Annotated in this window: 11 protein-coding genes; 5 read left to right on the forward strand and 6 right to left on the reverse strand. The window is 33.8% G+C overall.

All coding sequences use genetic code 11. The features are described 5' to 3' along the window. Window positions 1-27 precede the first annotated feature (27 nt). Window positions 28-1,431 (forward strand): DUF5689 domain-containing protein, encoded by a 1,404-nt coding sequence (locus ACZIYX_RS11375; RefSeq protein WP_462682362.1) that lies wholly within the window; start codon window positions 28-30, stop codon window positions 1,429-1,431. A 694-nt stretch (window positions 1,432-2,125) separates the two neighbouring features. Here ACZIYX_RS11375 and ACZIYX_RS11380 read toward each other — a convergent pair. Beyond that, complete coding sequence (locus ACZIYX_RS11380; protein ID WP_462682363.1) at window positions 2,126-3,106, reverse strand: endonuclease/exonuclease/phosphatase family protein; 981 nt, start codon at window positions 3,104-3,106, stop codon at window positions 2,126-2,128. A 269-nt stretch (window positions 3,107-3,375) separates the two neighbouring features. On the opposite strand from ACZIYX_RS11380, the gene hflX reads away from it, so the two are divergent. Beyond that, a complete protein-coding gene (gene hflX, locus ACZIYX_RS11385) occupies window positions 3,376-4,584 on the forward strand; it encodes a GTPase HflX (protein WP_462682364.1) in 1,209 nt (402 codons plus the stop codon). A 100-nt stretch (window positions 4,585-4,684) separates the two neighbouring features. Here the strand turns inward: hflX and ACZIYX_RS11390 are convergent, their stop codons facing one another. The 3 genes from ACZIYX_RS11390 to ACZIYX_RS11400 all read right to left on the reverse strand — a co-directional run bounded on the left by ACZIYX_RS11390 (window position 4,685) and on the right by ACZIYX_RS11400 (window position 6,688). Continuing rightward, window positions 4,685-5,710, reverse strand: coding sequence for a DUF3078 domain-containing protein (locus tag ACZIYX_RS11390; RefSeq protein ID WP_462682365.1), 1,026 nt, complete (start codon window positions 5,708-5,710; stop codon window positions 4,685-4,687). Window positions 5,711-6,006: 296 nt separating this feature from the next. Then, entirely contained in the window at window positions 6,007-6,510 is a 504-nt protein-coding gene (locus tag ACZIYX_RS11395; protein ID WP_462682366.1) for a GNAT family N-acetyltransferase, read from the reverse strand. A 19-nt stretch (window positions 6,511-6,529) separates the two neighbouring features. Then, entirely contained in the window at window positions 6,530-6,688 is a 159-nt protein-coding gene (locus tag ACZIYX_RS11400; RefSeq protein ID WP_462682367.1) for a hypothetical protein, read from the reverse strand. Window positions 6,689-7,278: 590 nt separating this feature from the next. Between ACZIYX_RS11400 and ACZIYX_RS11405 the strand changes: the two genes are divergently transcribed. Next, window positions 7,279-10,545, forward strand: a complete 3,267-nt coding sequence (locus tag ACZIYX_RS11405; RefSeq protein ID WP_462682368.1) for a S41 family peptidase — start codon at window positions 7,279-7,281, stop codon at window positions 10,543-10,545. Between the two features lie 106 nt (window positions 10,546-10,651). On the opposite strand, the gene ACZIYX_RS11410 is transcribed toward ACZIYX_RS11405, so the two are convergent. Then, complete coding sequence (locus tag ACZIYX_RS11410) at window positions 10,652-11,350, reverse strand: hypothetical protein (protein ID WP_462682369.1); 699 nt, start codon at window positions 11,348-11,350, stop codon at window positions 10,652-10,654. 526 nt (window positions 11,351-11,876) lie between these two features. Between ACZIYX_RS11410 and ACZIYX_RS11415 the strand changes: the two genes are divergently transcribed. Then, complete coding sequence (locus tag ACZIYX_RS11415) at window positions 11,877-12,314, forward strand: GNAT family N-acetyltransferase (protein ID WP_462682370.1); 438 nt, start codon at window positions 11,877-11,879, stop codon at window positions 12,312-12,314. A gap of 86 nt (window positions 12,315-12,400) precedes the next feature. Here the strand turns inward: ACZIYX_RS11415 and ACZIYX_RS11420 are convergent, their stop codons facing one another. Beyond that, window positions 12,401-13,693, reverse strand: coding sequence for an aminopeptidase P family protein (locus ACZIYX_RS11420; protein ID WP_462682371.1), 1,293 nt, complete (start codon window positions 13,691-13,693; stop codon window positions 12,401-12,403). Window positions 13,694-14,020: 327 nt separating this feature from the next. Here ACZIYX_RS11420 and ACZIYX_RS11425 point away from each other — a divergent pair, with 327 nt between their 5' ends. After that, a complete protein-coding gene (locus ACZIYX_RS11425) occupies window positions 14,021-16,876 on the forward strand; it encodes a VPS10 domain-containing protein (protein WP_462682372.1) in 2,856 nt (951 codons plus the stop codon). Window positions 16,877-17,339 lie beyond the last annotated feature (463 nt).

Genomic DNA, 17,339 nt, shown 5'->3' on the forward strand with positions numbered 1-17,339 from the left:
AGTTTAAAAACAATATAATAGTATACAATGAATGTAAAGAAGATAAATAAAATTTTTAGTCTATTTGCTTTAGCAATTATAACCAGTATGTGCTCGCCCGAAGAAGATTTTAAAACACCCGAATTGGTGATAGAAGAACCAGAGATTAAAGGTACTATCATTACTATAGACGCAATACTTGGTATTTTGAATAAAGCACTAGAAAATGAAGGAAAAAATGCTAAAGTAGTTTTTGAAAACACAGATAGTTTTATGGAAGGATATGTAGTATCCAGTGATAAAGCGAGTAATTTTTTTAAAGAATTAGTTATTCAGGATAAAGAAACCAATCCTTCCTCAGGAATAAGAGTACTAATAGACGATAACCCTTTATTTACAACATACGAGTTTGGAAGAAAAGTGTATATTAAGCTTAACAGTCTATCTATTGGAATAGAAAATGGAGTACCAACCTTGGGAATTTTAGAAAGGAATAGTATTAGCGCAATTCCTTCATTTTCTTTAAATGAAACAGTGATACGATCTACAAAATTAGCAAACATTATACCTTTAGAAATTACACTGGAAGATATTACAGATAAACTACTAAATCTATATGTAAAAGTAAATAATCTTCAGTTTACCAAAAATCTGGTTTTACCAGACAACCCCTTCACTTTTGCAGCAGAAGCAAATGATAAATACGACGGAGAGCGTATTTTAGAAAGTTGTACAACAGGAAGAACAATAGTACTAAGTACAAGTACATTTTCAGATTTTAAAGGACTAAAGTTATCAGGAAAACAAGGAAGTTTTGAAGGGATAGTAACCAAAAACTTTTTAGGAAACACTTATAACTTAGTACTTAATGACCCAACAAAATTGCTGTTTGATAACGAAACCAGATGCGACCCTATAGTTTTAGAATGCCCTGTGGCTGTTGGGGGATCCACGTTTTTATTTAAAGAAAATTTTACCGATCTTAAAATTAGGGATCTGGAAGATGCAGGATGGATCAATAGTAATGTAGCAGGAGGTAAGCTGGCTTATAAAATAGGAGATTTTGCCAACAATCAATATGCACAGGTTACAGGATTTAATTCTAAAGAAAGTTTGTACGAAGTTTGGTTAATAACCCCGGAAATTGACTTAAGTTCGGCATCTTCTGCAGTTTTAAATTTTGCTTTACAAGCTGGTTATGATAATGGTAATATCCTTGAAGTTTTTATTACTAAAAATTTTATTGAAAACCCAAAAAACACCTCCTGGATAAAACTAGATGTTACAATACCCAGAGGACCATTAAACTCTTTTGGAAATTTTATACCAGCAGGCCCCATTGGTTTATCTTGTATAGAGAGCACCGTTCGTATAGGTTTCCGATATATTGGTGGCGATCCAAGGGCAACAACACGATATCATATAGATGATATAGAAATAAAAGGTAATTAAACCCGGATTATCAATGTTCTTAAGTTAAGGATTTAGACTATTAATTTAAAGTTTGTTAATGGTGGATTCCAGTTCCGTTCTTCAACGGGATGGATAAATTTCCGGAATGATAGAATAACCAAAAAACAATGCTTTCTGCCTGTCATTCCAGCGCAGGCAGGAATCCATGATGGAAGTAAAGGGGTATTTTGCTTTTACAGATATTTAATCCTCAAAAAGATACAGGGTAACTTAATGACATTGCCCGTATGAACGATGAGTCTGCAAGTGCTATTATACACAACTTTGTGAATGATCTGGAAACAGAACCCTGATTAAAAGCGGCAGTATAAAGAATAGGGTTACAAAATTGGGCAAAACACTTAAAAGTAACCAACCAAAGGTTTAGCGCCTTATACAGTAACCGTATAGCACCTATGATAAAATTTCGTTTACGGCGATCAAACCTGAGGCTATTTTAAGATATGCCGAATTGATAAAAAGGATACCTATACCCTACTAAAAAGAGAACAGGAAACCTTATCTGAACGGTATATGCAGATTATTAGCAATCGCAAAAACAACGGTTGAAGAAACCGACCAAACGATACAGCAGTAGTATCCTGTATCGTTTAAACTTACTGTAAAACGATGTTCTTTTTTACTCTGGTTTAAAATAAAAGCTTGATGCCAAATTAGATCTGGTATCAAGCTTTTATTCCTCTTTATTCCATTTTAACTGTACATACACAGGAAAATGATCACTGTACCCGCCAGTATATTTTTTACCTGCATAGGTTCTAAAGGGGTTGCCTTTATACCTGCCTTTGTATATTTTTAAAAAGTCTTCATCAAAAATCGAAGCGTCCGAAAAACTGTGTTTTCCTTTTTCGTATTTATGAAAACTATGGCTAAAAATAATCTGGTCGAATAAATTCCATTGGCTTTTATAATTTGTAGTCCCTCTGTATCGGGTAAGTAACCGCTCCATAGGGTTAAAAAGATCGTGCTGTACCAAATGCTCTTTAACACTCTCGCTATAAGGATCATCATTAAAATCCCCCATTACAATAATTTTTGCTTCCGGGTTTTTTGTAGTAATTTGGTCGATAATCTCCCTGTTCTTTTTTGCAGCAATAATACGTTTGTACGAGGTTAGTTCGTCCCCATTCCTTCTGGATGGCCAATGATTTACCAAAATATGTACTTTTTCGTTATTTAAAAGTCCTGTTACCCATAATATATCCCGGGTATAATCCCTAATACCGCCCTCATTATCTACCAAAAGCGGGATAGCCTTAGAGTCTGTAACCTCAAAATATTGTTTTTGATATAACAAAGCAACATCAATACCCCGCTCGTCTGGAGAGTCATAATGTACAATACCATACTCTTTTTGTTTTAAATGCTTAGAGGCAACCAAATCTTTTATTACCGCCAAATTTTCGACTTCGGCAATACCTACCAAGACAGGGGATTTTCTGGCCTTTAAAAAACCAATATTAGAAATAGCTGTTCCAAGTTTTTCTATTTTTTTTTCATACCGTTTGCGATTCCACTGTTTTTCCGAATCCGGTAAAAAATCATCGTCTAATGTGTTTGGATCATCCTTAGTATCAAATAAATTCTCTAAATTATAAAACGCTATAGTATATTTGTTGGTTTGTTTTTTATGAAAATAAAATTTGTTTGTCATAACATTTCTTTTTACAAGAAACCTACCAGATTGTAGACTCTTGCATAATATTATTATTGTATTTTTGTATACATGTTTAAAGGCACAATATCGATGTTATTTAGTTACGATTTTGGATTATCTGCCCGGGCTTGTCAAAAACCAGTAAAATGAATGTTTTTAATTACATTTTGACAAATCTCTATCGGATATCTGAATATCTTTATTATCTTAACTAAACAGCGTTGGGTACAATATAGTAAAATAACGTATAGAAGATTAGGTAGCTAATGTTAGAACAAAAAGAAATAGCATACGAAAAAACAATCTTGATAGGTATTGTAACCAAATATCAGGATGAGGATAAGCTTACTGAGTTTTTGGATGAGTTAGAATTTCTTACCTACACTGCAGGAGGAGAAGTGGTAAAACGATTTACCCAAAAATTGGATATCCCCAACTCTAAAACTTTTTTGGGAACAGGAAAGTTAGAAGAGATACGGTTATATGTAGAGCAGAACGATATAGGAACAGTTGTTTTTGATGATGAATTATCCCCTGCACAATTACGAAATATAGAACGTACCCTCAAGACTAAGATCATAGACCGTACTAATTTGATTTTGGATATTTTTGCGCAACGGGCACAAACCAGTTATGCACGAACCCAGGTAGAGCTTGCACAATACCAGTATCTATTGCCAAGGCTAACAGGTTTATGGACGCATTTGGAAAGACAACGGGGTGGTATTGGTATGCGTGGTCCCGGAGAAACCGAAATAGAAACAGACCGCCGTATTGTTAGGGATCGTATTTCGTTGCTTAAGAAAAAATTACTGGTTATAGACAAACAAATGGCTACCCAACGTAGTAATCGAGGGCAATTGGTTAGAGTTGCTCTGGTAGGATATACCAATGTGGGCAAATCTACTTTGATGAACGTGATTGCCAAGAGTGATGTTTTTGCAGAAAATAAACTTTTTGCTACTTTGGATACTACCGTAAGAAAAGTAGTTATTGGTAACCTCCCTTTTTTACTTAGTGACACCGTAGGGTTTATCAGAAAATTACCCACACAATTGGTAGAAAGTTTTAAAAGCACCCTGGATGAGGTCAGAGAAGCTGATCTATTGTTGCATGTAGTGGATATTGCTCATTCGCAATTTGAAGATCATATAGAATCGGTAAATAAAATTCTGGGAGAAATCGAATCCAGAGATAAACCCACTATTATGGTATTTAACAAAATCGATGCCTATGAGCATGAAACTATAGATAACGATGATCTAACTACCCAAAAAACAGAGGCACACTATACCCTGGAAGAATGGAAACAAACCTGGATGAACAGAATCGGTGACAATGCTTTGTTTATATCCGCAATAAATAAGGAAAACATAGAGGACTTTAAGGAACGTGTATATAAAGAAGTAAGAGACATACATATAACACGTTTTCCTTATAACAACTTTTTGTACCCCGAAATAATGGAAGAATAAGGAGACTATAACCTTGGCAGACTCTTACGAAGTATGTTTTTCAAAATATATTTTGTTTTTGCGAGGCAGAGCATGGCAGAAGTAAACTCTACAATGTAGATTAAAACTCGTACTTAAGACCTAGCCCTATTACTTCTCGTATCTGAAAACCACTGGCAGCATTGTCATCATAAATTGCCTGAAAAACAAAGCTGCCAGTAATATATTTATTTACCAAAAGATTCATATTTAATGTATAATCAACATCTATGTTTTCAGGATCTTCAATATAGTTAGAGTATACATTTAACAGGTTTTCTATAACTATATTTTTTAATATTGTAAATTTACCATAAGCAGCCAAAGATCCTCCAAACTCGAATCGCGTACTTTCTCCTGCGTCTACTCCAAAATAATCACCGTCTGCATAATCTGTTACATTGGTAAACTCTTTGTCTACAAATATCATACGAGCGGTAACTGGTGCTATATTGATATGCAGATCATCACTTTTTTTCCACAATAACCCGGGGCCTGTTTGTATAAATGCAGGAGAAAAAAAGTGGGTTTCTTCGGTCCTTACGGTTTCTTCGGTATCCGGATCTTTACTAAACCGATACCCTTTATCGAATTGAGATCTAAAATTAACAAACAAAGAGTAGTTCCAGAAACCGTTGCCAATTCTTTGTCCTAATCTGGAGTTAAACTCAATCCTGTCATTGGTTTTACGAGGAAAATCTTCCTCTTTTAAAAAAGTAACTCCGTAATCTGTTATAATCTTATTATCCCAGGTCAGGCTGTTTTTTTTATAATTAAACTCGTAGTTTAATGCAACATTACCAGCAACATTAGAGGTTCCTCCTCCTTGCCAATCAAAATTAAAAGCAGATTGATTAAATAATAAAGAAAAATGTGCTTTGTTTTTCCAGCCAATATGTTCTTTTTTTGGTTTTGGGGGGGTGATCTCTTTTAGTTTCTGTTTTAACACTATTATGTTTAGATCATTGGTAGTATTTTTTAAGATACTATCTAAAGACCGTTTTAAGTCTACTTGAATAGAATCCAGATATTTTATTTTTGGCTTTTCTTGAGCAAAAGTTTTTACTATTAAAAAAAACAAAAAAGCTACTAAAAAAATCCTTTTCATACGAACTTTATTGCAGGGGTAGAGTACAAATATACAGGATGCTTTTAGCTTTTTCAAAATAGATCCTAATACATACAGAATACTTGTCTATTATAAAACCCAAAAAACGAAACTAAATTTTATAAATGCCCTCTTTTTTTAATTATTGAATCCTTAAAATACTGATATTATAAAGATTGTAACTAAGAAACGGTGCAGATTTAAAAATTTTAATATGATAAAAACTGTTAGGAAACAAAGTAGTACAACATATATCTAAACTTAAAAAAAGGGGATTAGAATCCTAAAGAAGATAGTTAACTTAAAACTTCTAAATTATAATACATTAATCTGGTATCTGATTTTTTATCTCTACTGGATAAATATTTGAATCCATTCTTCATATAGAAATCTAAGGATTCTCTATAGGCATCAACTGTTATAAACTTACAGCCTGTTCTATTATTATCCACGAAAAGAGCTTTGGTAAAATTAATTATCTCTCTACCGTACCCATTACCCTTAAATCTTTCGGATACAGCTAGCCTACCAATTTTTACAGCGGGATAACTTGTATAACCATCTTTTCCCTGAGGTAATAAAGAGGATATTCTATTAAGAAAAGTATCTCTATTTCCGATTTCAGTATGAGATATTTTATCATTAAGATAATTAAAGTATGCTACGGTTTCGTTTTCTGATTGTATAATAAACGTAGTGGCTAATAATTGATTCGCATAATTTTTTGCATCATCAAAAAGAAAGCCGTTCAAATCTGTGTTTCCACAATCGAACGGCAAAATATTGGTGTCAGATTTCAATCTGATTAACTTAAATTCTTTAAATAGCAAATTGGGCGATTTCTTTTAATGCTTCGTAACTTGCGGTAATTTCCTGTTTTTCTTTTTCAGATGCTTTCACAACGTCTCTGTTTTCTCTAACAAAGTCTTTGGCATCTTTACCAAAAAGAAAAGGTGTTTCTTTAATAGGTTTTGCCATGATTTATAGTTTATTAGGTTTGTTATTTTAAAAAGTATTAGAATATATAATACTTTTTCGGCTACAAAACTACAATATACGTGCCATACATTTAGTTAAACCTTAAACAATTAACAGTAATTTAGATTTAGTCTAAATAATTGATACTAGTAAATACATTTGTTATTGTATTATTAATATAGGGAATATACCTGAAATACCCAATATAATATAACTAATTTCATGCAACATCAGTTTTGACTGTTAGTTAGGGTTGATCCAAGATAATAACATTAACAATGTATCAGGTTATTTGAAAGGTAAGAATCCTATTTTGATTATCACTGACAATAGCTTGCGCTTTATTTTATCGAATTTATCGACACTTAATCATGGAATAGATAACTTAGATGTTTAAAGAATGTATAGTTCCTGTGCGAAATCAAACTTTACTTTTTAGTCTAAATATATCATTCTCTTTACTTAGATAATTAAGACTATGAATGTTAACAAGAGGTTAATGACTAAAAAATATATAAAACCAAAATAGGATTATCTTATTTTTGATTTCATCATCAATCACAAAAACAAATATTTAACTTTTTTATGTTATGAAAACTCTTACAAAAATTATAATGCTATTTGTCCTGTTTTATGCACTACCAAGGACAAATTATGCCCAGTTACCTGCAAAAATGATACAGTACCCGGATGTTTCTGATTCGCACATCTGTTTTACGTATGCAGATGATCTGTGGGTGGTAAACAAACAAGGTGGTACAGCACATCGTTTAACTACCAAAGAAGGTCGGGAAACGATGGGCAAATTTTCTCCAGACGGAAAAACAATAGCTTTTAATGCTAATTACGATGGTAACCAGGATATCTATACCATACCAGTTACCGGGGGTATTCCTAAACGTATCACTACTCACGGAATGTTTGATGATATAAAAGGATGGACTGCCGACGGAAAGTTTTTATTTTACACCTCAGACATGGAAAGCGAAAAAGATCGTTTTTCAAAAGCATTTAAAATATCAGTCGATGGAGGGTTGCCTGCAAGAATACCAATAAATAAAGTAGAAGAATTAGATATATACCAAAATGGTGATCTAATTGCAATGACCGATAAGTCCCGACTAAACAGAAACTGGAAACGATACCGAGGAGGGATGGCTTCAGACATTTATCTTTTTAATACCAAAACTCTAACTTCAGAAAACATCACCAACAACGATAGTAACGACGAATTGCCGATGTGGCACAATGAAGATCTTTATTATCTATCGGATAAAGATGCTGCCAAAAAATTTAATATCTGGAAATATAATCTGCAATCCAAACAACACGAACAAATAACGTTTTTTAAGGAGTTTGATATAGAACGTCCTTCTATAGGAAAATCTGAAATAGTATTTGAAGCAGGAGGCACATTATACCTTTTGGATCTTACTACAAAAACCACAAAGGAGATATTTATAAATGCTACCGGGGATTTTATTGCCTTAAAACCTACGGTAAAGAACGTAGAAAAATATATTCAAAGCGTTGGTATTGCACCAGATGGCAACCGCATTGTTGTTGGTGCCAGAGGAGAAATATTTTCTGTACCTAAAAAAGATGGAATTACTACCAATTTAACCCGTACCAGTGGTATTGCAGAACGTTACCCAAGTTGGTCTCCTAATGGAAGATATATTGCCTTTTGGAGCGATAAAACAGGAGAGTATGAGCTAAGGATACGGGATCTAAAAGATAACTCAGAAAAACAGATAGGACAACAAGGACCCGGATTTAGATACCAATTGTTCTGGTCTCCCGATAGTAAAAAATTAGTTTTTGTAGATCAGGAAATGCAGATAAAATTAGCAGATATTACCAATAACTCTATAACTACCATAGATAAAGAAATCCAACTATTTCAAGGTGGTTTAATGGGGTTCTCTGCAAATTGGTCTGGTGATAGCAAATTTATAACGTACGCAAATTCTCATAAAAACGGAAATCAACATATTGTTATATATGATCTGGAGAAAAAGAAAAAGAATATTATAACCTCTGCTTTTTATGACGAGGCAAACCCTGTGTTTTCTGCAGATAATAAGTATATTTATTGTACTACAAACAGAGCTTTTGAGCCGGTATATAGTGATTATGATAATAGCTGGACATATCCAAACTCTACCAAAATTGCTATACTGCCTCTTACCAAAGAAGCAGTGCATCCTATCGAGTTAAAAAATGATGAAGTTGCTATAGATGAAGAAAAAAAGAAAGACAGCAAAAAAGATAAAGAGAAAAAAGAAGACAAAGAGGAGGACTCTAAAGATGCAGAACCAGTAACCATTGATTTTGATGGTATAGAATCCAGAATGATTATTTTGCCCGTAGAGTTAGGAAACGGCGGCAGATTATCTGCCGCTAAAGACAAAATCATTTTCTTAAAAGCCCCCCGAAGCGGATCTAAAGACGAAAAATCGGTTTTAAAATATTATGATTTTAAAGAAGATGAAGAAAATACAATTCTGGAAGATGTAGAAAATTATGAATTATCCTTTGATAAAAATAGTATACTAGTATTTAGTGGAGAAAAAATGGGGATTATCGAAGTAGCAAAAGATCAATCTATAAAAGACCCTGTAGATACCTCTAAAATGGAAATGACCGTTAATCCAAAAGAAGAATGGCGACAGATTTTCACCGATACCTGGCGTTTGGAAAGAGATTTTTTCTATGATAAAAATATGCATGGAGTAGATTGGGAAGCTATGAAGGAAAAATATGAACCATTAATCGAATTCGCAGCAAGCAGAAACGACCTTAATAAAATTACAGGGGCACTTATAGCAGAACTAAATGCATCACACACCTACAGAGGTGGCGGAGATATAGAAAGAAGTTCTAATAAATCCTCTGGATATCTTGGTGTCGATTGGGAAATGCACCAAGGAAAATATAGAATTAAAAAAATCATAACTCCTGCCCCATGGGATACCGAAGTAAAATCACCGCTTAGAAAACCAGGTGTTTTAGTAGATGAAGGAGATTACATACTACGTATTAATGGAATAGATCTTACCGATTACAAAGATCCTTTTGCAGCATTAGAAGGAAAAGCAGAACAAACTATTGAAATTGAAGTAAGTAAAACCCCGGATGGAAAAAACAGTAAGAAATATCTCGTACAACCTTTAAAAAGCGAAGAACGACTTAGAAATCTTGCATGGATAGAGAATATGCGAAAGTATGTAGATCAAAAATCCGGAGGAAAAATTGGATATATTTATGTGCCAAGTACAGGAATAGACGGGCAGGAAGAGTTGGTTAGAATGTTTTATGCACAACATCATAAAGATGGATTGATAATCGATGAGCGGTTTAATAATGGAGGACAAATTCCGGATAGATTTGTAGAGCTATTAAACCGACCATTATTAAGTTATTATAAAGTTCGGGATGGAGAAGACTGGGCATGGCCACCAAGAGGACACTATGGTCCAAAAGCAATGCTTATTAATGGCTGGAGCGGTAGTGGCGGTGATGCTTTCCCCGATTACTTTAAGAAACGAAAAATTGGTCCGCTAATCGGTACCAGAACCTGGGGAGGGCTTATAGGGATCTCTGGAGCCCCAGAATTAATCGATGGCGGAAGTGTAACAGTACCTACGTTTAGAATGTATAATCCCGATGGAACCTGGTTTGCAGAAGGACACGGTGTAGAACCGGATATTCATATCCCCGAAAATCCGGGCAAAGATGCACAAGGCATAGATGTGCAACTGGACAGAGCTATAGAAGAAGTAATGCAAAAACTTGCCGAGGAAGATAAAACCTCTAAAAAAATAGTGCCCAAAGCCGAGGATCGATCCAAGTAATTCATATACTACAAAACGTTAATAGCCAGAGTAATATTACTCTGGCTATTAACGCTTAACATCGATAAATAATCTCAGAAACTAAAAAGAATCTCGTTTTTGGTTATTATTCAATTTCTATTTCTTTTGTAACAACTATTTCTACTGTTCTTTTTACATTGTTCTTTCCGTCGGATTCTATTTTATTTGAATCCAGAACAGTGCTTCGTTTAAGATATAGTACTGCTTTTCCTTTTTTTAGTTTGTCTAAAATTATTTCGCCGAATTCTATTTTTTTAGCTCCTTCAGTAGAAACAAAGGAAGATCCTCCTGTTTCTTCTCCTTGTTTAAAGTATAGTTGAATATTTTCTCCTTGTTTAAGGGGGCTTCCTTCCCATAACAATTCATTATTTTTATCTATTTTAACTTTAGTAAAAGAAGAAGGTATTTTTGTTGCAACAATCTCTGAATGGGAAATGGCATTAACAAACCTTCTATCTTTATCTTTAATGAAATTAAATTCTCCTTTTTGGATGATTCCATCATACTCCCATGTATAGAAATAATCAAAAATAGTAGAAAAGCTTTTATATCCCTCTTTGTTGAACAAAATAGATTTTTCGTTTTCTAACTTTAATCGTACTCCGGATTTATCTTTTCTTCTAAAAGTAGCTTGCGCAATGGTTCTTGTTTTGTCATTAGGCAGATATTCATAACGCACTAATAAATCCTGGTATACAAGTTCGTTAGGTTCTAAAATTGTTGATGATTCATGCTCACAAGAAGCAAATAAAATTACTGCAATAATCAGATATACTTTTTTCATTTTTAAATTGTTTTTGTTAAAGCCCAATAGAAATCCCTATAAGGCAAGAATTATTTGTTTTCTGTTTTTTAAAAGTTTTTTTTAATCCCTCATCGAGGGTTGATGCCCCTGGGTTTTCTCAAAAAACAAAACATATTTTTGGAAATGTACCTCGTGAGCTTACTTTGGGGTTATTGATTTATTTATACCATAGCTATCTTTTTTATAATTGTTCTTCTCATAGTTCTTTCAAAAAAAACAAAGTATTTATTTGTTTATTTGTCTATATGACGAACCTAAAAGGAGTAACACGTAATGAAAATTAAAAAAAAATATATGTAGCTGAAAATCAGTTAACAAAAACTCATTGATATAAGGATTATATAGAAATAAACTAAAAATAAGAGTGTTTCTGTCCTTGTATTTTCTCTTTATTACAATCTTTTTAGTTTTAAAAATTGTATTTTAGAAAAGTAAGTTAAAAAGGTGCGTTTATAAAAAACACATTAAGCTACTTCTTTATATAAAACCTGTAATCCCTTCTATAATGGAGAAATTAAAACTAGTAAAGGCAGAAGAATCGGATAAAAACTTTTTGATTCATTTAAGAAAAACCACCATGACAGAGCATCTGGAAAAAGCAGGGCTTTACCTGTCTGAAGAACAACATATATCCAGAGTAAATTTTAATTATGAAAATGCATATTTGATATGTACGTCCAACCAAAAAATTGGTGTTTTAAAATACATTGAAACCAAAAACACTATAGAGATATTACAATTGCAAATACTACCGGATTATCAGGGTTTAGGAATAGGAAAAAGTATTGTTAATAAGTTAATAGCTGTTTCTAAAACTTATAAGAAAAATTTGACATTAAAAGTATTAAAACAAAATCCTGCAAGGCACTTGTATCAAGGGGTTGGTTTTGATATAGTTAACGAGGATGCCCATGAGTTTTTTATGCAATTTTTGCCTGAATAAAACAAACAACCCCGTGACAAGCTCACGAGGTATGTTTTTGAAAATAAATTTTGTTTTTGAAATAGGCTTATGGGGATTAAATCCTTTTATGTATTCATAATATCTTCAATCTCCTCTGCTTGGATAGGGATATTGCCCATTAAATTAAAAGGTTCTCCTTTTTCCTGTACCACGACATCATCCTCTAATCTAATCCCAAATCCTTCATCGGGGATATAAATTCCCGGCTCTACCGTAAATACCATATTAGCTTGCATAGGCTCTGTAAGAATCCCATAATCATGCGTATCTAATCCAATATGGTGAGAAGTACCATGCATAAAGTATTTTTTATATGCAGGCCATTCCGGATCTTCATTTTGTACATCGGCTTTATCCAAAAGCCCTAAATCTAACAGCTCTGAAGTCATAATTTTACCAACCTCTACATGATAATCTGCCCAGATGGTACCGGGAACCAATAATTTTGTAGCTTCGTTTTTAACCCTAAGCACTGCATCATACACCTCTCTCTGGCGTTTGGTATACCTACCAGATACCGGGATGGTACGGGATAAATCACTAGAGTAATTAGCATACTCTGCGGCTACATCCATAAGGATTAAATCCCCTGCTTTACACTGTTGGTTGTTTTCTATATAGTGCAGTACATTGGCATTGTTACCACTGGCGATAATAGGAGTGTAAGCAAAACCTTTGGATCTGTTATTTATAAATTCGTGTAATAACTCTGCTTCGATATTATACTCCCAAACCCCTGGTTTAACAAAACCCAGAAGTCTGCGAAACCCTTTTTCGGTAATATTACAGGCATTTTGTATCAGATCAATTTCTATAGGATCTTTTACAGAGCGTAACCGTTGTAATATAGGATTGCTTTTTGCAACGGTATGTGCAGGATATTTAGCTTTCCACCATTTTGTAAAACGATCCTCACGAGTTTCGGTTTCTACATTAGATCGGTAATGCTCATTCGTATTTACATATACAGTTTCGCATTGGGTCATTATTTCAAAAAAAATCTTTTCCAGATCCTCTAACCAATATACAGTAGTAATCCCCGAAACCTCAAAAGCACGTTCTTTGGTTAGTTTTTCACCTTCCCAAATTGCGATATGCTCATTGGTTTCTTTTAGAAATAAAATTTCACGGTGTTTTTCTTTGGGGGCATCAGGAAAAAGCAGCAATATACTTTCTTCCTGATCTACACCGCTTAAATAAAAAATATCCCTGTGTTGTTCAAAAGGCATAGTACTATCGGCACTAACAGGGTATATATCATTGCTGTTAAATACAGCAATGCTATTAGGTTTCATTTGCGCAACAAAATTTTTACGGTTCTTGATAAAGAGGTTTTTATCAATTTGGTGGTATTTCATAATATGATATGTTGTTTAATCCCTTATAGAGAGTTTTTTTCTCAAAGCTTGCTCCAAATCAAAATAGTATACTTTGTCAGACTGTTTTGAGAGTGTTGATTTGTAAAACTATAGATGTCTGCCGTAACCCAAAACAGGTTAAAAGCAGTAATTCTGTTCAAAAATACTAAAGCCAAAAGGATGTATTGTTAAACAATATCTAAAAATTTTGGTGTTTGGCATAACAATATCTACATTCATCCTATTTTATTATTTTAAAAAGCCGGATATAATTTGTTATATACCCTTAAATTAGGGGCTCGTTTTATCACTAAACACCACCAAAAAATGAAAATTTGTACTTCCTTTTTAGTTTTATTACTATATTCTTCTATTGTTTTTTCTCAGCACCCCACTGCTACTAATGCAGATATGGTTATACAAGGTTTGTTGAACAAGAAACAAATGGAAGCCTCTTCACTGGTAAAAAATGTACCATTCCATAACATTGGTCCTGCTGTAATGAGTGGTCGTGTTGTAGATGCAGATGTAAATCCCGACAATACCACAGAGTTTTATGTGGGATATGCTACAGGAGGATTATGGCACACTACAAATAACGGAACTACTTTTGAACCAGTACTGGATACAGCAGAAACTATTAACGTTGGGGATATTGCTGTAGATTGGAAAAATAATATCCTTTGGGTAGGAACTGGTGAGAATAACTCCTCAAGATCCTCTTATGCAGGTACAGGGATTCTAAAATCTACAGATAATGGTAAAACATGGAAAAATGTTGGATTACCAGATGCACACCATATAGGTAGAATCCTTATTAATCCTAATAATAAAGAGGAAGTAGTTGTGGGAGTAACCGGGCATTTATATTCTTCTAACGAAGAACGGGGCGTGTATAAAACTACAGACGGAGGAGCAACCTGGTCCAAAACCTTGTTTATTAATAACCAAACAGGAATCATAGATGTAGCATTTGCACCAAACAATTTTAATGTTATGTATGCTGCTGCCTGGGATAAAGATAGAAAAGCATGGAATTTTGAAGGATCCGGATCCGGATCCGGAATTTATAAAAGTGTAGATGCAGGAAATACATGGAAAAAAATATCCATTGAAGGTAGTGGTTTTCCTACTGGCGATGGAGTAGGAAGAATTGGTCTGGCTGTTTTTGATGAAAACACCATATATGCAGTGCATGACAATCAATACCGAAGAGAAGAAAAAGACACAAAAAAAGAATCTAATGGGTTAACCAAACAGGATTTTAAAACTATGTCTGCAGAAGCATTTTTAAAACTGGAAGACAAAAAGTTAAATGCATTTTTAAAAACAAATGGGTTTCAGGAAAAATATCGTGCAGATAATATGAAGCAATTAGTTCGTGGTGGTACGGTAAAACCAATAGACCTTGCCAAATATCTTGAAGATGCCAACGCCATGCTTTTTGATACCCCCGTTATAGGAGCAGAAGTATATCGAAGCAACGATGGTGGAGTATCCTGGCAGAAAACCCATACCGGATATATCGAAGATGTATTTTATAGTTATGGATATTACTTTGCCCAAATACAAGTAAGTCCTGCCAATAAAGATCATATATACATATCCGGAGTACCGATTTTAAAATCTAAAGATGCAGGAAAAACATTTGTAAGTATTAACGGTAACAATGTACATGCCGATCATCACTCTTTATGGATTAACCCAAAAAACCCAAAGCACTTGGTAAATGGTAATGATGGGGGATTAAATATTTCGTATGATGATGGTAAAAACTGGATAAAAGCAAATCAGCCTAGTGTTGGGCAATTTTATGCTATAAATATAGATCATAAAAAACCATATAATGTATATGGTGGATTACAGGACAATGGCGTTTGGGTAGGAGCGCATAATGCAACACAAGATGATTCGTGGCACCAAACAGGACAGTATCCCTGGGAGAGTATCATGGGGGGAGACGGTATGCAGGTACAAATAGATAATCGAGATGCTAATATTGTATATACAGGATTTCAGTTTGGTAATTATTTTAGAATAGATCGTGCAAAAAGCAAGCAAGTATACATTCAGCCAAAGCATGAGTTGGGCGAATCTCCTTATCGGTTTAATTGGCAAACACCAATTTTATTGTCTTCTCATAATCAGGATATTTTGTATTTAGGAGCTAACAAATTAATGCGATCTATGAATCAGGGGGATGACTGGACTGCTATATCTAACGATCTAACCAATGGTGGTAAAAAAGGCAATGTAGCCTATGGTACCTTAAGTACTATATCCGAATCTGTTTTTCAGTTTGGACTTATATATACAGGTAGTGATGATGGATTGGTATATGTAACCAAAAACTCTGGCGGGAGCTGGAGCAAGATCTCGGATTCTTTTCCTAAAGATTTATGGGTATCCAGAGTAATTGCATCTTCACACAAAAAAGAAAGAGTATATGTTACCTTAAACGGTTACCGGTGGGATGATTTTACTCCCTATATATATGTAAGTGAAGATTATGGGCAAAACTGGAAAAATATAGGAAGTACCCTGCCAACATCTGCAATAAATGTAATCAAAGAAGATCCTGATAATGAAAATGTATTGTATTTGGGTACCGATAATGGTGCCTATGTATCTCTGGATAGAGGAACCACATGGCAAGCTTTTTCTAAAGGATTGCCTAATGTAGCAGTTCATGATATAGTAATTCAACCAGAGGCTAAAGATCTACTATTAGGCACTCATGGCAGGAGTGTTTATAAAACCAATATAGCAGCAATACAATTGCTGGATGCTACGATTTTAAACAAGTCTCTTTATGTTTTTGAAATACCAAAAATACAATGGTCTGACCAATGGGGTGTTTCCTGGAGTGCTTGGTTGGAGACCATAGAACCATCGACTACCATTGCCTTTTATTCAGACACTTCTGGTGATGTTTCTATACAAATAACTACAAAAGATGATGTGGTTATTAAAGAGTTTTCTGCAAAGGCAGACAAAGGTGTAAACTATGTGCCGTATGATCTTTCTATACCCGAAAAAGGAAAAAATATTCTGGAAAAAGAATATCCGGACGAAGAAATCTCAAAAAGAAAAAACGGAAAGTATTATCTGCCTATAGGTAACTATAAGGTGGTGATTAGTAAAGGTAAGAGTACTAAAAAAGTACCTTTTATAGTGGAGTGATTTTTTAAGTCTGTATATTTTGTTAAGTTTATTTGTATATAAAAGTTTAACGACAGAGATACCTTTGTATAAAAGATTGCTAATTTTGGAGATTGTATACTAAGTATATGGTTTTGTCTTCGTATATAAAATCTAAACTGTTAAATTAGATTTTTTATTTCTGAAACAAAATTAAATAAGCCCTCAAAAAACAAAAAATAAAGCAAACAGGGTTATATGGATAAATTAGAGAAAAATTATGGTATGCTTACGCACAAAACAAATAACACCAGCAGAATGTAAGGTTTACCGAGATTGCTAAAATATGGATATAGATATAAAGATTTAATTGTACCAACAAAGTAGGGCTGATGGCTGATAATTTTTTTACTTGGGTTAATACTCATAATGAATTAGTAAAGTATTTAGAAACCAAGGAGCACGCGCAAATAGAGTTAATTCATTTATTAAAGTCTGTAGGAAT

This window comes from Aquimarina sp., from assembly GCF_977115655.1.